The 22,703-nt window shown below is 68.1% G+C and carries 16 protein-coding genes and 3 rRNA genes; 16 read left to right on the top strand and 3 right to left on the bottom strand.

The window, feature by feature from the left end; genetic code table 11:
* The first annotated feature begins 716 nt into the window (after positions 1-716).
* From B1H29_RS16250 to B1H29_RS16200, 11 genes are all read left to right on the top strand, one after another.
* Positions 717-2,243, top strand: a 16S ribosomal RNA gene (locus B1H29_RS16250).
* Between the two features lie 313 nt (positions 2,244-2,556).
* Positions 2,557-5,678: ribosomal RNA gene (locus tag B1H29_RS16245) — 23S ribosomal RNA — on the top strand.
* Positions 5,679-5,765: 87 nt separating this feature from the next.
* Positions 5,766-5,882: ribosomal RNA gene (gene rrf, locus B1H29_RS16240) — 5S ribosomal RNA — on the top strand.
* Together the 16S, 23S and 5S rRNA genes form the textbook arrangement of a ribosomal RNA operon.
* Before the next feature lie 63 nt (positions 5,883-5,945).
* Complete coding sequence (locus B1H29_RS16235; protein WP_055418569.1) at positions 5,946-6,593, top strand: HAD family hydrolase; 648 nt, start codon at positions 5,946-5,948, stop codon at positions 6,591-6,593.
* 69 nt (positions 6,594-6,662) lie between these two features.
* Complete coding sequence (locus B1H29_RS16230) at positions 6,663-7,904, top strand: MFS transporter (RefSeq protein ID WP_079160257.1); 1,242 nt, start codon at positions 6,663-6,665, stop codon at positions 7,902-7,904.
* Positions 7,855-9,027: an acetoin utilization protein AcuC gene (locus B1H29_RS16225; RefSeq protein ID WP_055418985.1), complete on the top strand. Its 1,173-nt coding sequence runs from the start codon at positions 7,855-7,857 to the stop codon at positions 9,025-9,027. Before B1H29_RS16230 ends, B1H29_RS16225 begins: the two co-directional genes overlap by 50 nt.
* A gap of 201 nt (positions 9,028-9,228) precedes the next feature.
* Positions 9,229-10,044, top strand: coding sequence for a phosphatase (locus B1H29_RS16220; protein ID WP_055418568.1), 816 nt, complete (start codon positions 9,229-9,231; stop codon positions 10,042-10,044).
* Positions 10,045-10,173: 129 nt separating this feature from the next.
* Positions 10,174-10,386 (top strand): helix-turn-helix domain-containing protein, encoded by a 213-nt coding sequence (locus B1H29_RS16215; RefSeq protein ID WP_159027830.1) that lies wholly within the window; start codon positions 10,174-10,176, stop codon positions 10,384-10,386.
* A 108-nt stretch (positions 10,387-10,494) separates the two neighbouring features.
* Positions 10,495-10,593 carry a 30S ribosomal protein bS22 gene (locus B1H29_RS16210; RefSeq protein ID WP_003948845.1) on the top strand — a complete coding sequence of 33 codons (99 nt, stop codon included), beginning with the start codon at positions 10,495-10,497 and terminating at the stop codon, positions 10,591-10,593.
* A gap of 212 nt (positions 10,594-10,805) precedes the next feature.
* A complete protein-coding gene (locus tag B1H29_RS16205) occupies positions 10,806-11,867 on the top strand; it encodes an NAD-dependent epimerase/dehydratase family protein (protein ID WP_055418566.1) in 1,062 nt (353 codons plus the stop codon).
* A gap of 14 nt (positions 11,868-11,881) precedes the next feature.
* On the top strand, positions 11,882-12,970 hold the full coding sequence (locus tag B1H29_RS16200) for a lysophospholipid acyltransferase family protein (protein WP_055418565.1): 1,089 nt from the start codon (positions 11,882-11,884) through the stop codon (positions 12,968-12,970).
* A gap of 143 nt (positions 12,971-13,113) precedes the next feature.
* Here the strand turns inward: B1H29_RS16200 and B1H29_RS16195 are convergent, their stop codons facing one another.
* From B1H29_RS16195 to B1H29_RS16185, 3 genes are all read right to left on the bottom strand, one after another.
* Positions 13,114-14,364: a DUF5667 domain-containing protein gene (locus tag B1H29_RS16195; RefSeq protein ID WP_055418564.1), complete on the bottom strand. Its 1,251-nt coding sequence runs from the start codon at positions 14,362-14,364 to the stop codon at positions 13,114-13,116.
* Between the two features lie 288 nt (positions 14,365-14,652).
* Positions 14,653-15,447: an ECF subfamily RNA polymerase sigma factor, BldN family gene (locus tag B1H29_RS16190; RefSeq protein ID WP_055418563.1), complete on the bottom strand. Its 795-nt coding sequence runs from the start codon at positions 15,445-15,447 to the stop codon at positions 14,653-14,655.
* A gap of 318 nt (positions 15,448-15,765) precedes the next feature.
* A complete protein-coding gene (locus tag B1H29_RS16185; protein WP_079160770.1) occupies positions 15,766-16,695 on the bottom strand; it encodes an HAD family hydrolase in 930 nt (309 codons plus the stop codon).
* Between the two features lie 174 nt (positions 16,696-16,869).
* Between B1H29_RS16185 and B1H29_RS16180 the strand changes: the two genes are divergently transcribed.
* The 5 genes from B1H29_RS16180 (at position 16,870) to B1H29_RS16160 (ending at position 22,678) form a co-directional block, all read left to right on the top strand.
* Positions 16,870-17,202 (top strand): glutaredoxin family protein, encoded by a 333-nt coding sequence (locus B1H29_RS16180; RefSeq protein ID WP_079160254.1) that lies wholly within the window; start codon positions 16,870-16,872, stop codon positions 17,200-17,202.
* A gap of 274 nt (positions 17,203-17,476) precedes the next feature.
* Entirely contained in the window at positions 17,477-18,244 is a 768-nt protein-coding gene (locus B1H29_RS16175) for a redox-sensing transcriptional repressor Rex (protein WP_055418561.1), read from the top strand.
* A complete protein-coding gene (locus B1H29_RS16170; RefSeq protein ID WP_055418560.1) occupies positions 18,241-19,992 on the top strand; it encodes a glutamyl-tRNA reductase in 1,752 nt (583 codons plus the stop codon). The genes B1H29_RS16175 and B1H29_RS16170 overlap by 4 nt, the downstream gene beginning before the upstream one ends.
* On the top strand, positions 19,989-20,984 hold the full coding sequence (gene hemC / locus B1H29_RS16165) for a hydroxymethylbilane synthase (RefSeq protein ID WP_055418559.1): 996 nt from the start codon (positions 19,989-19,991) through the stop codon (positions 20,982-20,984). Before B1H29_RS16170 ends, hemC begins: the two co-directional genes overlap by 4 nt.
* Positions 20,981-22,678: a uroporphyrinogen-III synthase gene (locus B1H29_RS16160; RefSeq protein WP_055418558.1), complete on the top strand. Its 1,698-nt coding sequence runs from the start codon at positions 20,981-20,983 to the stop codon at positions 22,676-22,678. The genes hemC and B1H29_RS16160 overlap by 4 nt, the downstream gene beginning before the upstream one ends.
* Positions 22,679-22,703: the final 25 nt, after the last annotated feature.

The following is a 22,703-nucleotide window of genomic DNA, read 5'->3' as shown; positions in this document are numbered from 1 at the left end:
GCCGTCAGGCGGCCCACCAGAGCTGGCTACACGTACGCGTCATCACGCCTCCCACCGTACGCCGCCGGGCACCGCCCGGCCCGGCATTTGACACGCCGGTCCCGCACTCGTAGTGTTCTCCGAGTTGTCCGACGTGAGCGTCGACTCCGGTCGGTCCCCGGACAGCGATTCCGCAAGTACCCACCACTTCTCGACGAACAGTCGCGCTGTCGGCGTCGTCGTATTGTCGGTGTGCGTATTTATGGAATGAGGAATCCACGTCCGTCAGGACGCGGCCCCCGATTAGCTCGGGAGCCGGGAATCCGCTAGAGTCTCACTCGTCGGAACGGCCCAACAGCCGGGAAGACAACCCCCTCTGACGGGGAATCGGAGCCCGAAAGGATCTGATAGAGTCGGAGCCGCCGGAAAGGGAAACGCGAAAGCGAGAACCTGGAAAGCACCGAGGAAATCGGATCGGAAAGATCTGATAGAGTCGGAAACGCAAGACCGAAGGGAAGCGCCCGGAGGAAAGCCTGAGAGAGTCTCTCGGGTGAGTACAAAGGAAGCGTCCGTTCCTTGAGAACTCAACAGCGTGCCAAAAGTCAACGCCAGATATGTTGATACCCCGACCTGATCGGATCACTGATCGGGTTGAGGTTCCTTTGAAACACAACAGCGAGGACGCTGTGAACGGTCGGATTATTCCTCCGACTGTTCCGCTCCCGTGATGTAAAGCATTCACGGAGAGTTTGATCCTGGCTCAGGACGAACGCTGGCGGCGTGCTTAACACATGCAAGTCGAACGATGAACCACTTCGGTGGGGATTAGTGGCGAACGGGTGAGTAACACGTGGGCAATCTGCCCTGCACTCTGGGACAAGCCCTGGAAACGGGGTCTAATACCGGATACTGATCCTCACGGGCATCTGTGAGGGTCGAAAGCTCCGGCGGTGCAGGATGAGCCCGCGGCCTATCAGCTAGTTGGTGAGGTAATGGCTCACCAAGGCGACGACGGGTAGCCGGCCTGAGAGGGCGACCGGCCACACTGGGACTGAGACACGGCCCAGACTCCTACGGGAGGCAGCAGTGGGGAATATTGCACAATGGGCGAAAGCCTGATGCAGCGACGCCGCGTGAGGGATGACGGCCTTCGGGTTGTAAACCTCTTTCAGCAGGGAAGAAGCGAAAGTGACGGTACCTGCAGAAGAAGCGCCGGCTAACTACGTGCCAGCAGCCGCGGTAATACGTAGGGCGCAAGCGTTGTCCGGAATTATTGGGCGTAAAGAGCTCGTAGGCGGCTTGTCACGTCGGTTGTGAAAGCCCGGGGCTTAACCCCGGGTCTGCAGTCGATACGGGCAGGCTAGAGTTCGGTAGGGGAGATCGGAATTCCTGGTGTAGCGGTGAAATGCGCAGATATCAGGAGGAACACCGGTGGCGAAGGCGGATCTCTGGGCCGATACTGACGCTGAGGAGCGAAAGCGTGGGGAGCGAACAGGATTAGATACCCTGGTAGTCCACGCCGTAAACGGTGGGCACTAGGTGTGGGCAACATTCCACGTTGTCCGTGCCGCAGCTAACGCATTAAGTGCCCCGCCTGGGGAGTACGGCCGCAAGGCTAAAACTCAAAGGAATTGACGGGGGCCCGCACAAGCGGCGGAGCATGTGGCTTAATTCGACGCAACGCGAAGAACCTTACCAAGGCTTGACATACACCGGAAACGGCCAGAGATGGTCGCCCCCTTGTGGTCGGTGTACAGGTGGTGCATGGCTGTCGTCAGCTCGTGTCGTGAGATGTTGGGTTAAGTCCCGCAACGAGCGCAACCCTTGTCCCGTGTTGCCAGCAAGCCCTTCGGGGTGTTGGGGACTCACGGGAGACCGCCGGGGTCAACTCGGAGGAAGGTGGGGACGACGTCAAGTCATCATGCCCCTTATGTCTTGGGCTGCACACGTGCTACAATGGCCGGTACAATGAGCTGCGATACCGCGAGGTGGAGCGAATCTCAAAAAGCCGGTCTCAGTTCGGATTGGGGTCTGCAACTCGACCCCATGAAGTCGGAGTCGCTAGTAATCGCAGATCAGCATTGCTGCGGTGAATACGTTCCCGGGCCTTGTACACACCGCCCGTCACGTCACGAAAGTCGGTAACACCCGAAGCCGGTGGCCCAACCCCTTGTGGGAGGGAGCTGTCGAAGGTGGGACTGGCGATTGGGACGAAGTCGTAACAAGGTAGCCGTACCGGAAGGTGCGGCTGGATCACCTCCTTTCTAAGGAGCACTTCTTACCGGGTCCTTCGGGACACGGTCAGAGGCCAGTACATCGGCGAATGTCTGATGCTGGTTGCTCATGGGTGGAACGTTGACTATTCGGTCCGGACTCGGGCCGGTGGCTGCCAGTACTGCTCTTCGGAGCGTGGAACGCATGATCACCGGACGGGACTTGGCCGGGCACGCTGTTGGGTGTCTGAGGGTACGGCCGTATGGCTGCCTTCAGTGCCGGCCCCAGTGCACTCGGGAGTCTCCCGGGGTGATGGGTGGTTGGTCGTTGTTTGAGAACTGCACAGTGGACGCGAGCATCTGTGGCCAAGTTTTTAAGGGCGCACGGTGGATGCCTTGGCACCAGGAACCGATGAAGGACGTGGGAGGCCACGATAGTCCCCGGGGAGTCGTCAACCAGACTTTGATCCGGGGGTTTCCGAATGGGGAAACCCGGCAGTCGTCATGGGCTGTCACCCGCTGCTGAACACATAGGCAGTGTGGAGGGAACGCGGGGAAGTGAAACATCTCAGTACCCGCAGGAAGAGAAAACAACCGTGATTCCGGGAGTAGTGGCGAGCGAAACCGGATGAGGCCAAACCGTATACGTGTGAGACCCGGCAGGGGTTGCGTGTGCGGGGTTGTGGGATCTCTCTTCCACGGTCTGCCGGCCGTGGGACGAGTCAGAAACCGTTGATGTAGGCGAAGGACATGCGAAAGGTCCGGCGTAGAGGGTAAGACCCCCGTAGTCGAAACATCAGCGGCTCGTTTGAGAGACACCCAAGTAGCACGGGGCCCGAGAAATCCCGTGTGAATCTGGCGGGACCACCCGCTAAGCCTAAATATTCCCTGGTGACCGATAGCGGATAGTACCGTGAGGGAATGGTGAAAAGTACCGCGGGAGCGGAGTGAAATAGTACCTGAAACCGTGTGCCTACAAGCCGTGGGAGCGTCGGACATCAAGCTTGCTTGGTGTCTCGTGACTGCGTGCCTTTTGAAGAATGAGCCTGCGAGTTTGCGGTGTGTTGCGAGGTTAACCCGGGTGGGGAAGCCGTAGCGAAAGCGAGTCCGAACAGGGCGGTTCAGTAGCACGCTCAAGACCCGAAGCGGAGTGATCTAGCCATGGGCAGGTTGAAGCGGCTGTAAGAGGTCGTGGAGGACCGAACCCACCAGGGTTGAAAACCTGGGGGATGACCTGTGGTTAGGGGTGAAAGGCCAATCAAACTCCGTGATAGCTGGTTCTCCCCGAAATGCATTTAGGTGCAGCGTCGTGTGTTTCTTGCCGGAGGTAGAGCACTGGATAGGCGATGGGCCCTACCGGGTTACTGACCTTAGCCAAACTCCGAATGCCGGTAAGTGAGAGCGCGGCAGTGAGACTGTGGGGGATAAGCTCCATGGTCGAGAGGGAAACAGCCCAGAGCATCGACTAAGGCCCCTAAGCGTACGCTAAGTGGGAAAGGATGTGGAGTCGCACAGACAACCAGGAGGTTGGCTTAGAAGCAGCCACCCTTGAAAGAGTGCGTAATAGCTCACTGGTCTAGTGATTCCGCGCCGACAATGTAGCGGGGCTCAAGCGTACCGCCGAAGTCGTGTCATTGCAGCAATACGGCCAACGCCGGCTGTGATGGGTAGGGGAGCGTCGTGTGCCGGGTGAAGCAGCCGCGGAAGCGAGTTGTGGACGGTTCACGAGTGAGAATGCAGGCATGAGTAGCGATACAAACGTGAGAAACGTTTGCGCCGATTGACTAAGGGTTCCTGGGTCAAGCTGATCTGCCCAGGGTAAGTCGGGACCTAAGGCGAGGCCGACAGGCGTAGTCGATGGATAACCGGTTGATATTCCGGTACCCGCTGTGAAGCGTCAAACATCGAGCATCGTGATGCTAAGGCCGTGAAGCCGTTCCGGACCCTTCGGGGGAAGGAAAGTGGTGGAGCCGCCGGACCAAGCGGTTAGTAGGTGAGTGATGGGGTGACGCAGGAAGGTAGTCCATCCCGGGCGGTGGTTGTCCCGGGGTAAGGGTGTAGGCCGTGCGGTAGGTAAATCCGTCGCACATGTGGCTGAGACCTGATGCCGAGCCGATTGTGGTGAAGTGGATGATCCTATGCTGTCGAGAAAAGCCTCTAGCGAGTTTCATGGCGGCCCGTACCCTAAACCGACTCAGGTGGTCAGGTAGAGAATACCGAGGCGTTCGGGTGAACTATGGTTAAGGAACTCGGCAAAATGCCCCCGTAACTTCGGGAGAAGGGGGGCCATTCCTGGTGATGAGATTTTCTCTCTGAGCTGGGGGTGGCCGCAGAGACCAGCGAGAAGCGACTGTTTACTAAAAACACAGGTCCGTGCGAAGCCGTAAGGCGATGTATACGGACTGACGCCTGCCCGGTGCTGGAACGTTAAGGGGACCGGTTAGCTCCATTTCGGTGGGGCGAAGCTGAGAACTTAAGCGCCAGTAAACGGCGGTGGTAACTATAACCATCCTAAGGTAGCGAAATTCCTTGTCGGGTAAGTTCCGACCTGCACGAATGGCGTAACGACTTCTCGACTGTCTCAACCATAGGCCCGGTGAAATTGCACTACGAGTAAAGATGCTCGTTTCGCGCAGCAGGACGGAAAGACCCCGGGACCTTTACTACAGTTTGATATTGGTGTTCGGTTCGGCTTGTGTAGGATAGCTGGGAGACTGTGAACTCTGGACGCCAGTTCAGGGGGAGTCGTCGTTGAAATACCAGTCTGGTCGTGCTGGATGTCTAACCTGGGTCCGTGATCCGGATCAGGGACAGTGTCTGATGGGTAGTTTAACTGGGGCGGTTGCCTCCTAAAGAGTAACGGAGGCGCCCAAAGGTTCCCTCAGCCTGGTTGGCAATCAGGTGTTGAGTGTAAGTGCACAAGGGAGCTTGACTGTGAGACCGACGGGTCGAGCAGGGACGAAAGTCGGGACTAGTGATCCGGCGGTGGCTTGTGGAAGCGCCGTCGCTCAACGGATAAAAGGTACCCCGGGGATAACAGGCTGATCTTCCCCAAGAGTCCATATCGACGGGATGGTTTGGCACCTCGATGTCGGCTCGTCGCATCCTGGGGCTGGAGTCGGTCCCAAGGGTTGGGCTGTTCGCCCATTAAAGCGGTACGCGAGCTGGGTTTAGAACGTCGTGAGACAGTTCGGTCCCTATCCGCTGTGCGCGTAGGAGTCTTGAGAAGGGCTGTCCCTAGTACGAGAGGACCGGGACGGACGAACCTCTGGTGTGCCAGTTGTCCTGCCAAGGGCATGGCTGGTTGGCTACGTTCGGGAGGGATAACCGCTGAAAGCATCTAAGCGGGAAGCCTGCTTCGAGATGAGGACTCCCACCCCCTTGAGGGGTTAAGGCTCCCAGTAGACGACTGGGTTGATAGGCCGGATCTGGAAGCACCGCAAGGTGTGGAGGTGACCGGTACTAATAGGCCGAGGGCTTGTCCTCAGTTGCTCGCGTCCACTGTGTTGGTTCTGAAACCACGAACAATCAGACCTGTGTTGGTCACCGGGTTGGTTGTCTGTTTCATAGTGTTTCGGTGGTCATAGCGTAGGGGAAACGCCCGGTTACATTTCGAACCCGGAAGCTAAGCCTTACAGCGCCGATGGTACTGCAGGGGGGACCCTGTGGGAGAGTAGGACGCCGCCGAACAATTATTGCGAGGAAACCCCGCACCGGAAACGGTGCGGGGTTTTCTGCGTTTACTGTCTTTGTATGAGCTACGACCTGGTTATCTTCGACAACGACGGCGTCCTCGTCGACAGCGAGCCGATCTCCAATCGGCTGCTGGCCGGCTACCTGACCGAGCTGGGGCACCCGACGTCGTACGACGACTCCCTCAGGGACTACATGGGTGCGGCGATGCACCGGGTTCACGACCTCATCCTGGATCGGACGGGCCGGCGGTTGCCCGAGGATTTCGACGACGTGTTCCACGGGCGGGTGTTCGCCGCCTTCGAACGGGATCTGGAGCCCGTGCCCGGTGCCGTCGGTGTGCTCGAGAAGCTGGCGGCGGACGGGACGGCGTACTGCCTGGCGTCGTCCGGCAGCCATGAGCGGATTCGGGTGGGGCATCGGAAGACCGGGCTGAACCGGTGGTTCGACGACGAGCGGATCTTCAGTTCCCAGGACGTGGGGCGGGGCAAGCCGGCACCGGATCTCTTCCTGCACGCCGCCGAGCGGATGGGCGTCACGCCCGAGCGGTGTGTCGTCATCGAGGACAGCCCGCTCGGAGTGCGGGCGGCCGTCGCGGCCGGGATGGACGTGTACGGGTTCACCGCGATGACGCCCGCCGCCAGACTCGCCGGGGCCACCCGTCTCTTCGGCGGCATGGGGGAGTTGGCCGATCTGCTGGTGCGCTGACGAAGCTGAGGGCAATTCACCTTTGGCTGGATCTACCCATGGGTAAGCCGGAGCTCTACGCTCGCCGCCATGACTGATGTGCTGCGGCGCGGCAGGGCCTCGTTGGCGTTCGGCTTCTTCGCCCAGGGCGTCGCCTTCGCACTGCTCGTCACGCGCATCCCGGCCGTCCAGGAGCGGTACGGCGTCTCCGACGCGCTGCTGCCCGTCTTCCTGGCCGCCGTGCCGATCCTGGCCGGTGTCGGGAGTGTGGCGACCGAGCGCCTGGTGCGACGGGTGCCGCCGAGCCGGCTGCTGCGCTGGTCCCAGCCCGCGGTGCTGTTGGCGCTCCTCGGGGTCGGGGCGGGGGACCGGGTGGCGGTGCTCGCCGTCGCGCTGGGCGTCTTCGGGCTCGCCGTGGGCGTGTTGGACGCGTCGATGAACATGCTCGGGGTGAGCCTGCAACGGGCCTACGGGCGCAGCATCATGCTGGGATTCCATGCGGCCTACAGTCTGGGCGGGATTCTGGGGGCCTCGCTGGCCTGGGCGGGGGCGCACTGGGACCTGGCGCTGTGGGTGTCGTACCTGCCGGTCGTGGCGGTGTTGTTGCCGGCCGCGTTGGTGGGCAGCCGCTGGTACGTCGACGGTGAGGGCGGTGGTGGCGGGGCCGCCGGGGCGCGGAAGCGGGAGGGCGGTTCGGGCGTCGGGTTCAAGGCGCTGTTGCCGCTGTGCCTGGTGATGACGTTCGCGTACATCGGGGACTCGACCGTCTCCAACTGGAGCGCGAAGTACCTCCAGGACGTGCTGGGGAGTTCGGAGCAGTTGGCCACGGTGCCGTACAACGTGTACATGGTGACCACGCTGGTGGGGCGGGCCGTCGGGGACTTCGGGGTGCGGCGGTTCGGAGCGGTCGCGGTGGTGCGGGGTGGCGCTGTCGTCGCCGCCGGTGGGTTTGCCGTGGTGGCGGGGGCGCCCGGGGCGTGGGTGGGGATGCTCGGGTTCACGTTGCTGGGGCTGGGACTGTGTGTGCTGGTGCCGCAGACGTTCGCCGCGGCGGGGCGGCTCGCCGCGGAGGGCGACGGCCGTCCGGGGGCGTCCGACGCGGCGGTGGCGCGGCTCAACGTCTTCAACTACGTCGGTTTCCTGATCGGTTCGCCGTTGGTGGGGGCGCTGGGGGATGCCTGGAGTTACCGCGGGGCCATGCTCGTACCGATGGTGTTGGTGCTGGTGACGGTCGTGTACGCCCGGTCGTTCGAGGCTCGACCGGACCGATACGGTGGCGGGCATGAGCGGCCGCGCACAGTTGATGTGGGACGAGGCAGTAACGGGCTATGACTTCGGCCCGGACCACCCGATGGACCCGGTCCGGCTCGCCCTGACGCGGGGGCTGGTCGGTGCCCTGGGGCTCGACCGGGAGCTGGAGGTCGTCTCGGCGCGGCCGGCCGGGGAGTCGACGCTGCGGCTCGTCCACCGGGAGGACTACATCGACGCGGTGAGGGCGGCGTCGGTGGATCCGGGGGCGGCGGACGGTGCGTACGGGCTCGGGACGATCGACGATCCGGCCTTCGCCGGGATGCACGAGGTGTCCGCGCTGATCGCCGGCCAGTCGGTGGGGGCGGCCGAGGCGGTGTGGCGCGGGGACGCGGCGCACGCGGTGAACTTCGCGGGCGGCCTGCACCACGCGATGCCGGGCGCGGCCTCGGGGTTCTGTGTGTACAACGACGCGGCGCTGGCGATCGCCCGGCTGCTGGAACTGGGCGCCGAGCGGGTCGCGTACGTGGATGTGGACGTGCACCACGGGGACGGGGTGCAAGCGGCGTTCTGGGAGGACCCGCGGGTTCTGACGGTCTCGCTGCACGAGCATCCGCGGACGCTGTTCCCGCAGACCGGGTGGCCGGAGGAGACCGGGGCGGACTGTGCGCAGGGGTCGGCGGTGAATGTCGCGTTGCCGGCGGGGACCGGGGACGCGGGGTGGCTGCGGGCGTTCCACGCGGTGGTGCCGGAGGTGATCGCGGACTTCCGGCCGCAGGTGCTGGTGACGCAGCACGGTGCGGACACGCACTTCGAGGACCCGCTGGCGCATCTGGCGGTGTCGCTGGACGCGCAGCGGGCGGTGCAGGTGGCGTGCCATGAGCTGGCGCACGAGTACGCCGACGGGCGGTGGGTGGCGCTCGGGGGCGGCGGGTACGCCGTGGTGGATGTGGTGCCGCGGTCGTGGACTCATCTGGTGGGGATCGCGGCGGGGCGGCCGGTGGAGCCGGAGACGGTGATTCCGGAGGGGTGGCGGCAGGAGGTCTTCGCGCGGACACGGCAGTTGGCGCCGATGCGGATGACTGACGGGCGGTGGCCGGTGGCCTGGGCTTCGTGGGAGGCGGGGTACGACCCCGCGGACCGGCTGGATCAGTCGGTGGTGGCGGCTCGGCGGGCAGTGTTCCCGTTGCGGGGGCTTCTGGCCTGACGGGGGCGACTGGCGGTTGGCGGTTGAGTGGTGCCGGGTGCCGGGTGCCGGGTGCCGGGTGCCGGTGGCCGTGTGGGCCGGGGTGAGGGCGTGACCCGGCGGTGTGGCCCGGCGGTGCGGGGCGGCGGGAGTTACGCCGACCGTGGGTAGATTCACGCGTTCACCGGTCCGGGGGCGGGAGCACGCGGCAGCATCGCTTCCGTGCTGACCCGCGGAGCTCTTCGGGCTCATCTTCTGGACGTTCGTCTTGCCGGGGTCGTGGCGACCTCTCGGGAGGTGAGTCTGCGGAGTTACCGGTTGTTCGCCGCGCGGGATCCGCGGGTGCTGATCGGGATCGACCCGGCGGGGGACTGGGGGCAGCGTGACCTGCTGGGGCTGATGGCGCAGCGGTGTGGGGTCTCGGCCGACCCGTACGACAATTCGGGTCAGGATGTGATCGACCCGGCCAGGACACTGGCCGCCCTCGACGCCTTCGCCGGCCGGCTCGCCGCGGTCGCTCAGCGTCGCGGACCGGTCCTCCTCGGCACCGGGCACCCGCATCGACTGCTCGGTTTCTACGCAGCCTTGGCCGAGGCGCTGTCGGCGGCGGGATGTGCTGTCCTCACCCCTGCGCAGGGTCGCCGTGTCGACATAACGACCCGGTTCGGTCTACGCACGTACAACCTCGACTACGTCCGGGGAGTCGCGTTGGTGCGGGAACCCGGCGCCGGGCACGCCGGTGGTGAGCCCGGCGCACACACGCATTCGCCGCTCCCGGTTCGTACCGTGCTGGCCGCCGCGGCCGAGGCCGGCGGACCGCTTCCCGAGCTGGTGATCGGGGACCACGGCTGGGCCTGCGGAGCAGGTCAGCTCGGGTTCGAGGCGATCGGGCCGGCCGATACGGACGATCCCGCGCTCTTCGTCGGTGAGGCGGAGGGGGTCGTGTCCGTGGCCGTTCCACTTGATGACGCCGTGCGGTCCGAGTACTACCGGCCGCTTACCCGCTACGTACTCAATCGGGCGTGTCTGTCACGGTAGGGAAGCGATGGGTGCACCTCTTCCCCATTCGCATCACCCGCCCCTACATTGGGGAGTGAGCACGCAACGACGAAGAGTCACCGGAAGGGGAAGCCGGTGGCCGTCGAGTGCGGAAGGTTCAGGTGTGTCATGGCTGCAGGTGACGAAAGGCCTCTGAACGAGGTTCAGTTCCTTACCGTGGCGGAGGTCGCCTCGGTGATGCGCGTGTCCAAGATGACCGTGTACCGGTTGGTGCACAGCGGTCATCTGCCCGCGATCCGGGTAGGACGGTCGTTCCGCGTCCCGGAGCAAGCGGTTCACGAGTACCTCCGCGAGAGCTATGTGGGGGTGGAAACGGCCTGACGGCCTCGATTACGAGCTCAGCGCTCGGGCGGGTAGGCTAGCCCCTCGTAGGTCGTGTGGGCCCATGGCGCCCAACAACCGAGTGATGAGAAGTGAGCGAGGGTAGTCGTGGGCTCTGTTATCAAGAAGCGGCGCAAGCGGATGGCCAAGAAGAAGCACCGCAAGCTGCTCAAGCGCACGCGCGTTCAGCGTCGCAACAAGAAGTAAGCGACGCTGCGCCGTCAGCGTGTTCTGTGGCCCCCCACCGCATCCGGTGGGGGGCCACAGTCGTATCCGCGGCGCGAGTGCGCGGCACGACCGCGAATTCTCGTCACTTGCTGCATCCGGTGGTCATCACAGCGCGACACCGACCGGCTAAGTTGGCCCGCGGACGGGGAACGCGGCAGGGTACGGAGTAGGGCGGAAGGAAGGCGCTGATCTTGGGCAAGGTCGTGCTCGTGACCGGAGTGGCCCGTCAACTGGGGGGCCGGTTCGTGCGGCGCATCCAGCGTGATCCCGACGTGGACCGGGTCGTCGGCGTGGACGCCGTCGCGCCCGAGCATCATCTGGGCGGCGCCGATTTCGTCCAGGCCGACATCCGGCAGTCGGCCATCGGCCGGGTGCTGGCCGAGACGGGCGCCGACACGGTCGTCCACCTGGACGTCACGGGTACGCCGCTGGGCAGCGGCAGCCGTACGTCGGTCAAGGAGACCAACGTCATCGGCACGATGCAGTTGCTCGGGGCGTGCCAGAAGTCGCCGACCGTGCGGCGGCTCGTGGTGAAGTCCAGTACGAACGTCTACGGGTCCGCGCCCCGCGATCCGGCCGTCTGCACCGAGACCACCGCGCCCAAGTCGCTGCCGAGCGGTGGCTTCGCCAAGGACGCGGTCGAGGTCGAGGGGTACGTACGGGGGTTCGCGCGGCGTCGGCCGGATGTCGCGGTGACCGTGCTGCGGTTCGCCAACATCCTCGGCCCGGCCGCGGACACGCCGCTCGCCTCCTACTTCGGGCTGCCGGTGCTGCCGACGGTGTTCGGCTACGACCCGAGGCTGCAGTTCGTGCACGAGGACGACGTGATCGAGGTGCTGCGGATCTCGTCGCACGAGCCGCGGCGGTCCACGCTGAACAGCGGCACTTTCAACATCGCCGGCGACGGGGTTCTCCTGCTCTCCCAGTGCTCGCGCCGGCTGGGCCGCCCCACGGTGCCGCTGCTGCTGCCCGCGGTCACCTGGGCGGGCTCGCTCGTGCGTACGCTGGGGATGACGGACTTCTCCCCCGAGCAGATCCGGCTGCTCACCCACGGGCGGGCGGTGGACACCACGCAGATGCGCGAAACCCTGGGTTTCCGGCCGAAGTACACGACGGCCGGCGCGTTCGCGGACTTCGCGCGCGGCCGCGGTGCCGGACTGCTGCCGCCCGAGGCCCTCGCGGGGGCCGTCGACCGGATCGCGGAGCTGTCCCGGCGGGGCAGCGGCCACCTCCCGACGCAGAGCGCCAACTGAGGAGCGCATCAACGATGGCGGACGCCAAGGTCATTCCGTTCGACGACGACCGGTCGCGGGGGAGCGGTGGGAGCGCGGGGAGCGCGGGGAGCGCGGCGCAGCGCCCACGGCGCCGCGGTGCGGGGAGCCGGCGCAAGGACGCGGCGGAGTCCGCGCCGGTAGGCGAGGTGCAGCCGCTGCCGGTGCGGGGTGCCGCGCAGGACGATGTGCCCGTGACGGACGAGCCGCCGGGGGAGCCCGGCCCGCGGCCGGAGGAGGCCGACGGCGGCTTGGAGCGGCGTATCGCGGGCGGGCTGGCCTTCCTGCGCCGCCGCCTCACCGGCGACTACGAGGTCGACGACTTCGGCTACGACGCCGAGCTCACCGACCAGGTGCTGATGTCCCTGCTGCGGCCGGTGTACGAGAGGTACTTCCGGGTCGAGGTGAAGGGTGTGGAGAACATCCCGGCCGAGGGCGGTGCGCTGATCGTCGCCAATCACTCCGGGACGGTGCCGCTGGACGCTTTGATGATGCAGGTCGCCGTGCACGACCATCATCCGGCCGACCGGCATCTGCGGCTGCTGGCGGCGGACCTGGTGTTCGTGCTGCCGGTGGTCAACGAGCTGGCGCGCAAGCTCGGGCACACGCTGGCCTGTGCGGAGGACGCCGAACGGCTGCTCGGTCAGGGCGAGCTGGTCGGGGTGATGCCGGAGGGCTTCAAGGGCATCGGCAAGCCGTTCAGCGAGCGGTACAAGCTCCAGCGCTTCGGGCGTGGCGGCTTCGTGTCCACGGCGCTGCGGCAGCGGGCACCGATCATCCCGTGCTCGATCGTCGGGGCGGAGGAGATCTACCCGATGATCGGCAACGCCAGGACGGTGGCGCGGCTGCTCGGGTTCCCGTACTTCCCGCTGACGCCGACCTTCCCATGGCTGGGTCCGCTGGGTGCGGTGCCGTTGCCGACGAAGTGGACGATCCAGTTCGGTGAGCCGATCCCGACGGACGGCTATCCGCCGGAGGCGGCCGAGGATCCGATGCTGATGTTCAATCTGACCGACCAGGTGCGGGAGCAGATCCAGCACACGCTCTACAAGCTGCTGGTGCAGCGGCGGTCGGTGTTCTTCTGATCGGTGCCGTTGAGCGGTGTCCTTCTGGGCTGTGGCGGTGCGGCGGTGGGGGTGCCCCTTGTGCGGTGTGGGGCACCCCCCAGCGGGTCAGTCCGCCCGGATCAGTCCGCCCGGATCAGTCCGCCCGGATCAGTCCGCCCGGATCAGTCCGCGTCCTCCGCCTCGATGCCCAGGCCGGGCAGGAGGCCCGGCAGGAGGGGCGGGAGGGTGACGTCCGGCTCGGTGGGCGGGGTGTCGTCGCCCGTCGACGGGGAGGCGGTGCCGGTGCCGGTGTCCTTCGGAGGGTCGAGCAGACCGCCCGTGCCGCCGCCGAGCAGGCCGTCGTCCTCCTGGCCGGAGTCGGCCGACTCGCTGGGGCTGCCGCTGCCCGTACGCCCGCGCTCGGACGTCCCGTCGTCGCCGTTGCCCGGGGCGGACGAGTAGCCGGAGCCGGGCGCGTCGGTGGTCGCCGACTCGGAGGTGCCCGGCCGGCGGCCGTCTCCCTCGTCGTCGTCCCGGGCGGGCGGCTGCGGCAGCATGGACCGCAGCGGTGCCACGTCGTCCTCTATGGCGTCGAAGACCGACGACACCTGCTCGCTGACGTCCCCGAGCTGCACGGGCAGCCGCTCGCGCAGTGCTCCCCAGGCCTCCCGGTGGGAGCGGGAGAAGGCGGAGAGGGCCTGCATGGGGGCCAGTGAGCCGGGGTCGCGGGCGTAGGCCGCGCTGAGGAGGCGATGGCCCTCGGACGCGTCGTGCCGCATGCCGGACAGGGCGCGGCGGACCTCGCCGAGGGACTCGTGGTCGAGGGGCCCGCTGCGACCGCGCTCCATCAGCCGGCGTGCCTCGTTCAGCCGGGTGGACGCGAGGTCCAGGTAGGCCCGGCCGCGCTCGTCGTCCCCGTCGGCGAGGCCGAGGCGGAAGTCCTCTATGCCGCGCTTGAGGCCGTAGAGCGAGTCGCCGGGCAGGGCGTCCGAACTGGCCGCGGCGACTCCGCCGAAGGCTCCCGCGGCCACGCTCACGCTCAGTCCGCCCGCGGTGAGGCCCTTGGCCAGCCGCGAGCGCGGCCGGAACCTCTTCAGCGGGGCCGCCCGGTGGGTACCGCGCGCCCGGCGTTGCTCCGGGACCGAAGTGTCCGCCGCCCCGCCGCCCGCGGTGCCCTCCTGCAGCATGGCCTCGAACGCGGCCACGAGCCGGGCCCGCTGGACGACCTTGACCTCGGGATCCAGCTCGGGCCGGGGCAGCGTCTCCAGGCCGGTGGCGAGGGTCAGGAGACGACCCTGCTCGGTCTGTTCCGCGGTGGCCCCGGCAGTCGCCGGTCCTCCGGACTGCTCGGCCGCCGCCCCGGGATCGGACTGCTCCTCCAGAGCCTGGGCGAAGGCGTTCGCCCGCCGGTGTGCCGATACGTTCGCGATCACTGGCGGCACCTCCTCTCGTCATGACGGTCGACTCCCCAGGGGGTCCTGAGGGTTGCACCCCCTGATGGGAAGCCCCCGATCGGGTGATCGGAGTCGGCCAAGGAGTGACCACAGGGAGTCTGCATCCCGCACAACGAGCGTCGCGGCGCTTGGGTTACGGACGGTGGATGATCGGACCGCGGACTCAACGGGCTTTCACCGATGGTGATTTGACGATCGCGGAGGGTTGCGGCGGCTGGCTGCTGCTGCGGGTCGTGGTGGTCGCGGCGCCTCGGGGGCGTCCGAGGCTCAGCGCGCGTCGTCCGGCAGGAGCCGGGCGAGGGTGCGCACGGCCCGGTACTGGAGCGTTTTGATGGCGCCCTCGTTCTTGCCCATGACCCGCGCGGTCTCGGCGACCGAGAGGCCCTGGAGGAAGCGCAGGGTCACGCACTCCTGCTGCTGCGGGTTGAGCCGGCGTACGGCCTCCAGCAGGGCGGCGTTGGAGAGCGATTCGAGGACGGAGTCCTCGGGGGACCGTTCGACCTCGTTGGCGTCGAGCATCTCGCCGGTGGTGACCTCCAGCCGGAAACGGCTGGACTTGAAGTGGTCGGCGACGAGGTTGCGGGCGATGGTCACCAGCCAGGCGCCGAAGTCGCGGCCCTGCCAGGTGAAGGTGCCGATGCGCCTGAGCGCCCGCAGGAAGGTCTCGCTGGTGAGGTCCTCGGCGGTCGCCTTGCCGCCCACGCGGTAGTAGATGTAGCGGTACACGGTGTCGCTGTACTGGTCGTAGAGCCGCCCGAAGGCGTCGGCCTCGCCGGCCTGGGCCCGCTCGACCAGGTCCATCATGCGGGCGCTGTCGCTGTCCGCGGCGGGGCGGCGGTGGGTGGTGGCGGCGGCCCCGGACGAGGACGACCGCGCTCGTCTGCCGACGGCGGCGCTTCCGTCGGCCAGTGCATAGCACGGGCCCACGGGGGCGGCGGCCGCGGCGAGGGCGGGTACGGCGTACGCGGTGGGGACGAAGCCGCGCAGCAGGTCTTGGGCTGATTTGACCGTTGCGCGCAGCGTAGCCAGGCCCGAGGCGTCAACCCCGACGTGTGGGTACACGGGACTCCCAGAGGCAGAGCTTCCATCACGTGCAGTACGGAACCATTCACCCGTCGTAGCGAAGGTGGGGTACCGGAATGCGTCTGAGGAGAATAACGCTTCGTGCAGGCACTGCTACGCCCAGTTGCTCAAATCATCGATTACGTCGCTTCCGTGCCCGATTGACGCTCGATCAGATGCGACAGAGTGATCGGTTGATGACCGGAATGGTTCGGGTTCCGTGTGACTACAGAGCGTGTTGTGGTCGATGTGAGGAAAGGGGACTGGAGAGGGGGGCCCGCGGGTACGTCACACCGATTGGGCCGGCGGCCGGCCGGGTCAACGGCGGCGGCGGTGCAGCGCGATGGCCGCCGCGGTGCCGCCCGCCACGGCGCCGACGCCCGCGGCCGCCGGGATGCCGACCTTGGCCGCCTTGCGGCCGGTGCGGTAGTCGCGCAGGCGCCACTCCAGCTCCCGGGCGTGCTTGCGCAGCTTGGAGTCCGGGTTGATCGCGTACGGGTGTCCGACCAGCGACAGCATCGGGATGTCGTTGTGGGAGTCGCTGTAGGCGGCGCAGCGGGTCAGGTCCAGGCCCTCCGCCGCGGCCAGCGCCCGTACCGCCTCGGCCTTCGCGGGGCCGTGCAGCGGCTCGCCCACCAGCTTGCCCGTGTAGACGCCGCCGATCGACTCGGCGACCGTGCCCAGTGCTCCGGTCAGGCCGAGGCGGCGGGCGATCACCTGGGCGATCTCCACCGGGGCCGCCGTGACCAGCCAGACCTTCTGCCCCGCGTCCAGGTGGGCCTGGGCGAGGGCGCGGGTGCCGGGCCAGATCCGCTCGGCCATGTACTCGTCGTAGATCTCCTCGCCGATCGACTTCAGCTCGGAGACGCGGTGGCCCTTGACGATCGACAGCGCGGAGTCGCGGGCGTCCTGCATGTGCTCCGGGTCCTCCAGCCCGGCGAGCCGGAAGTACGCCTGCTGCCAGGCGAACCGGGCGAGGTCCCGGGTCTCGAAGAACTTCCGCTTGTACAGGCCCCGCCCGAAGTGGAAGATCGCGGCGCCCTGCATCACGGTGTTGTCGAGGTCGAAGAAGGCGGCTGCCCTGTCGTCGCCGTGGACCGGGAACTCCGCTTCGGCGCCCGTGCCGGGGGCCGTGTCCGCGGCGGACTGCGCGGACTTGCGGGCTGCCTCCGCCGAGGCCTCGCCTGCCAACACGCTCCGCGCCGTGGCGGAGCGCCTACGGGGAGTGAGCCATCGAAGAGCGGCCATGTCCGTGAGCATAGCCAGTTTGTTCGGAGGCTTCGGAGTCAAGGGGTTCGGGGGCCGTGAACTCTGGGCGACCGTGTCGTTAAAGGGGCGCCCGCGCGGGCGCGTCGGCGTGTCGGCCCGGCAGGCGGACCGGCGTCCGCCGAAGGGTCGGCGTACGCCGCCGTGCGCGCGAGAATGGCCGGCATGAGTCCCCTCTTCCGCCGAAAGCCCTCGCAGAGCCCGGGGGCCCCGCAGCCCGCGCAGTCTCATGAGCACTCCGAGAACCATCTCGTCACCCTCATCCGCAAACCCGGCTGTCATCTGTGTGATGACGCACAGCTCGTCGTCGAGAAGGTCTGCGCCGAGCTGGGCGTCCCCTGGGAGGGGAAGGACATCACCCGGGACCGCCGGCTCCACGACGAGTACTGGGAGCAGATCCCGGTCGTCCTGGTCGACGGCAGACAGCACACCTTCTGGCGTGTGAACGAGGAACGGCTGCGCAAGGCACTGACCGACGAGTCCAAGTAGTCCGGATGGTCGCTTAGGATCGATGGTGACTGGGTCTCGGGGGCGTTGATCGTGAGGAGCGTGTGCGGCTTTGCCCCCGATGGGAGAGGAGCGCGTGCGTGTATGCGCCGGTTCCCGCTTCGTGTGCCGGGCGCGCGTGAGCCCGGTCACGTTGGCCGGGCAAATCGGACACCATCTTTGTGCACGCGTTCACAAAGACATAGCCTGCATTCGACGGGGCGGTCATGTAGGGACGTATGACCGCCTACAGCCCCGCTCTACCCGCAGGAGCACCGTGGCAACTGGCCGAACACACCGACCGGCGACCCGCAGCCGAGGAATTCCCGAGGCCACCGTCGCCAGGCTTCCGCTGTACCTCCGCGCCCTGACCGCGCTCTCCGAGCGCTCGGTGCCCACGGTCTCCTCCGAGGAGCTGGCGGCCGCGGCGGGAGTCAACTCCGCGAAGCTGCGCAAGGACTTCTCCTACCTCGGTTCCTACGGGACCCGGGGCGTCGGCTACGACGTCGAGTATCTCGTGTACCAGATCTCCCGCGAGCTGGGGCTCACGCAGGACTGGCCGGTAGTGATCGTCGGTATCGGTAACCTCGGTGCCGCGCTCGCCAACTACGGCGGGTTCGCCTCCCGTGGTTTCCGGGTCGCCGCCCTCATCGACGCCGATCCGGGAATGGCCGGAAAGCCCGTCGCCGGCATACCGGTGCAGCACACCGACGAGCTGGAGAAGATCATCCGGGACGACGGTGTCTCGATCGGTGTGATCGCGACCCCCGCCGGTGCCGCCCAGCAGGTCTGCGACCGGCTCGTGGCCGCCGGTGTCACCTCCATCCTGAACTTCGCGCCGACCGTGCTGAACGTCCCCGAGGGCGTCGACGTGCGCAAGGTCGACCTCTCCATCGAGCTGCAGATCCTCGCCTTCCACGAGCAGCGCAAGGCGGGCGAGGAGGCCGCGGCCGACGGCGTCGCGCCGCCCGTCGCCGCCCGCAGGCAGCAGCCCTCCACCGACCAGGGACCCGACGGGGACGTGCCCGCCGTGATGCCGGCATGAGCCTCCTCGTCGTCGGACTGAGCCACCGCAGCGCGCCCGTCAGCGTGCTGGAGCGGGCCTCGCTGAGCGCGGACGCGCAGCTCAAGCTGCTCCAGGACACGGTCGCCGCCGAACCGGCCACCGAGGCCGCGGTGCTGGCCACCTGCAACCGCATCGAGCTGTACGCCGACGTGGACAAGTTCCACGCCGGTGTCGCCGAGCTGTCCACGCTGCTCGCCCAGCACAGCGGGCTCGGCCTGGAGGAGCTCACTCCTCATCTTTACGTGCACTACGAGGACCGGGCCGTCCACCACCTGTTCTCGGTGGCCTGCGGGCTCGACTCGATGGTGGTGGGCGAGGGCCAGATCCTCGGCCAGATAAAGGACTCCCTGGCCCGCGCGCAGGAGCTGCACACCGCCGGCCGGCTCCTGAACGACCTGTTCCAGCAGGCGCTGAGGGTCGGCAAGCGGGCCCACTCCGAGACCGGCATCGACCGCGCCGGGCAGTCCCTGGTCACCTTCGGCCTGGAGCAGCTCGCCGCGGGAGCCGACGTCCAGCAGTGGGCGCGGGGCAAGAAGGCCCTGGTCATCGGCGCCGGTTCGATGTCCTCGCTGGCCGCCGCCACGCTGGCGCGCGCCGGGGTAGCCGAGATCGTCGTCGCCAACCGCACCTTCGAGCGCGCCGAGCGGCTCGCGCTCCTGCTCGAAGAGCAATATGGACAACGTCCGACCGAGGGCGACGACACGGACGTGCTGGCCCGCGCGGTACCGATGGACTCGGTGCCGCTCGAGCTGACACGTGCCGACGTGGCCGTCTCCTGCACCGGTGCGACCGGGCTGGTCCTCACGGCCGGCGCCGTGGCCGAGGCGGTCGAGGGGCGCACCGGCGCTCCCGCCGCCGCGCCGGACGACGGGCGTGCCGCCGTGCACACCGCCGCCCCCGCCGCCGTACGGGAGGGTGGCGAAACGCCACTGCCGAGTACCGGCACCGACGAGAACTGCCCGCTGGACCTGTCCTCCGTGCAGTCCGGCTTCTCCGTCATGGGGGAGGCCGCCGTGGCCGGCATGGACGCGGCGACGCTGGAGCAGCACGGGGCCTGGGCGGCGGGCGGCGCGGTCGTGGACCGGCCGCGCGAGTCCGGGCGGCCGGGCGCCGAGGCGGACGCCGAGCTGATCACCGCGCTCGCCGCGACGGCGACGCGGATGGGCCGCGTCCCCGAGCGCCGCCGGCCCGAGCCGGTGGCCGAGGTGCCGCGTCCGCGGCCCGTGCTCTTCCTCCTCGACCTCGCCATGCCGCGCGACATCGACGGCGCCGCGCACCGGCTGGCCGGGGTGCGCCTGGTGGACATCGAGTCGCTGGCCGACGCCTCCGCGGACGCGCCCATGGCTTCCGACGTCGACCTGGTCCGCCGGATCGTCGCCGACGAGGTCGCCGCGTTCGGGGCGGCCCAGCGAGCCGCGCACATCACGCCCACCGTCGTCGCGCTGCGCAGCATGGCGGCCGATGTCGTGGCGGGCGAGATCGCCCGGCTGGAGGGGCGGCTGCCGGGCCTCGACGACAAACACCGCGCCGAGATCACCCAGACCGTCAAGCGTGTGGTCGACAAGCTGCTGCACGCGCCGACGGTACGGGTCAAGCAGCTCGCCGCCGAGCCCGGCGGCGCCGGGTACGCGGACGCGCTGCGCACCCTGTTCGACCTCGACCAGGAGACGGTGGCCTCCGTCTCCCGCGCCGAGAACAGCACTGAGAAGAACCGAGGGCCGGCATGACTGAGAAGGCACTGAGGCTGGGGACCAGGCGGAGCAAGCTCGCCATGGCCCAGTCCGGGCAGGTGGCGGACGCCGTGAGCCAGGTGACCGGTCGGCCCGTTGAGCTGGTCGAGATCACCACGTACGGCGACGTCTCGCGTGAGCAGTTGGCGCAGATCGGCGGCACGGGCGTGTTCGTGGCCGCGCTGCGTGAGGCGCTGCTGCGGGGTGAGGTCGACTTCGCGGTTCACTCGCTCAAGGACCTCCCCACCGCGGCGCACGAGGGACTGGTGGTGGCGGCCGTACCGGAGCGCGAGGACCCGCGGGACGTGGTCGTCGCCCGGGACGCGCGCAAGCTGACCGACCTGCCCCGCGGGGCGCGCATAGGTACGGGTGCGCCGCGTCGCATGGCACAGCTCAACGCGTACGCCCGCACCCACGGGATGGAGATCGAGACGGTCCCGATCCGGGGCAACGTCGACACTCGCATCGGATACGTCCGCAGCGGCGAGCTCGACGCGGTCGTGCTGGCCGCCGCCGGACTGAACCGGGTGGGCCGCATCGACGAGGTGACCGACTTCCTGTCGGTCGACACGGTTCTGCCCGCCCCCGGCCAGGGGGCACTGGCGATCGAGTGCGCTGCGGACAACGCTGAGCTCATCGCCGCGCTCGCCGAACTCGACGACCCGTTCACGCGGGTCGCCGTGACGGCCGAGCGGTCACTGCTCGCCGCCCTGGAGGCCGGCTGCAGCGCCCCTGTGGGCGCGCTGGCCGACCTTCCCCCACTCTCGGCTCCGCTCGAGCGGGGGGACTCCCAGGCCGACGGGCAGACTGTCAAGGAAATGCGCCTGCGCGGCGTCGTCGGCACGACCGACGGCTCGACGCTGGTGCAGCTGTCCACCACCGGTCCCGTGCCCCAGACGCACGACGCGGCACTGGCACTCGGTCGCGAACTCGCCACCGAGATGCTCGCCCAGGGCGCGGCCGGTCTGATGGGGGAGCGAGCACAGTGAGCCCCACCGCATTTCCCGCCGGTCCGGAACACGGGCACGTCACCTTCCTCGGTGCCGGACCCGGAGATCCGGGACTGCTGACTCTGCGCGCCGTGGAGGCGCTGACGCACGCGGACGTACTCGTCGCCGAGCACGAGGTGCTCGACGTCGTACGCACGCATGCGAGGCAGGGCGTGTCCGAAGTGCACACGGATGCCGATCCGTCGGATCCGGGCACAGGAGCGCCCCAACTGAGGGTAGTTGACGGAGCGTCAACGACCCCGGGCGTCCCCGCTGTGCGGGATGCCGCACATCTTGTCATGGAGGCCGCGCGGGGCGGCAGGCGGGTCGTGCGTGCGGTGACCGGTGACCCCGGTCTCGACGCGTACGCCGCCGAGGAGATGCTGGCGTGCGCCGCGGCCGGGGTGCCCTTCGAGGTCGTCCCCGGTATCGCGAACGCCGTCGGTGTGCCCGCGTACGCCGGTGTTCCGCTGCGGGACGCCGAGGGTGCCGACGTGCGGTTCGTGGACGCCCGTACGGCGTCGGACCGCTGCTGGACCGAGGTGGGCGCCTCCGACGGCACGGTCGTGGTGTCGACGACGCTCGACTCGGTGGCCGCGGCCGCCGGTGAGCTGGTGTCGGCCGGCCGCAAGCCGGACACCCCGATGACGGTGACGATCGCCGGTACGACGACGCGGCAGCGCACCTGGGCGGCGACGCTCGGCACGGTCGCGCAGACGCTGAAGCAGGCGAAGGTGCTGCCGTCCCCGGACGGTGGCCGCCCGGTGATAGCCGTGGTCGGCGAGCGCTCCGCCTCCGCCCGGCGCGACCAGCTCTCGTGGTTCGAGTCCAAGCCGCTGTTCGGCTGGAAGGTGCTCGTGCCGCGTACGAAGGAGCAGGCGGCGTCGCTCTCCGACCGGCTCAGGTCCTACGGGGCCGTGCCGAGCGAGGTCCCGACCATCGCGGTGGAGCCGCCGCGCACGCCCCAGCAGATGGAGCGGGCGGTCAAGGGCCTGGTGACGGGCCGGTACGAGTGGATCGCGTTCACGTCGGTCAACGCGGTGAAGGCGGTCCGGGAGAAGTTCGAGGAGTACGGGCTGGACGCGCGGGCGTTCGCCGGTATCAAGGTCGCCGCGGTCGGGGAACAGACGGCGAAGGCGCTCATCGCCTTCGGCGTGAAGCCGGACCTGGTGCCGAGCGGCGAGCAGTCGGCCGCCGGTCTGCTGGAGGACTGGCCGCCGTACGACCCGGTCTTCGACCCGATCGACCGTGTCTTCCTGCCCCGTGCCGACATCGCGACCGAGACGCTGGTCGCCGGGCTCATCGAGCTGGGCTGGGAGGTCGACGACGTCACCGCCTACCGGACGGTGCGCGCCTCGCCGCCGCCGGCCACGACGCGGGAGGCGATCAAGGGCGGCGGTTTCGACGCGGTGCTCTTCACCTCGTCGTCCACGGTGCGGAACCTGGTCGGTATCGCGGGCAAGCCGCACAACGTGACGGTGATCGCGTGTATCGGCCCGGCGACGGCCAAGACGGCCGAGGAGCACGGGCTGCGGGTCGACGTCATGGCTCCGGAGCCGTCGGTGCTGAAGCTGGCGGAGGCCCTGGCCGACTTCGGCCTGCGGCGCCGTGCGGCGGCCCTGGAGGCCGGGGATCCGGTGACGCGGCCGAGCGAGCGGCGGCCGGGGGCGCGAAGGCGCCGGTCTTCGACGTGAGGTGAGGCGGGGCGCTCCTCGGGGG

Source organism: Streptomyces pactum (assembly GCF_002005225.1).
GTDB lineage: Bacteria > Actinomycetota > Actinomycetes > Streptomycetales > Streptomycetaceae > Streptomyces > Streptomyces pactum_A.
The sequence above is the reverse complement of the archived record's forward strand: the minus strand, read 5'-3'. Positions and strand labels throughout refer to the sequence as shown.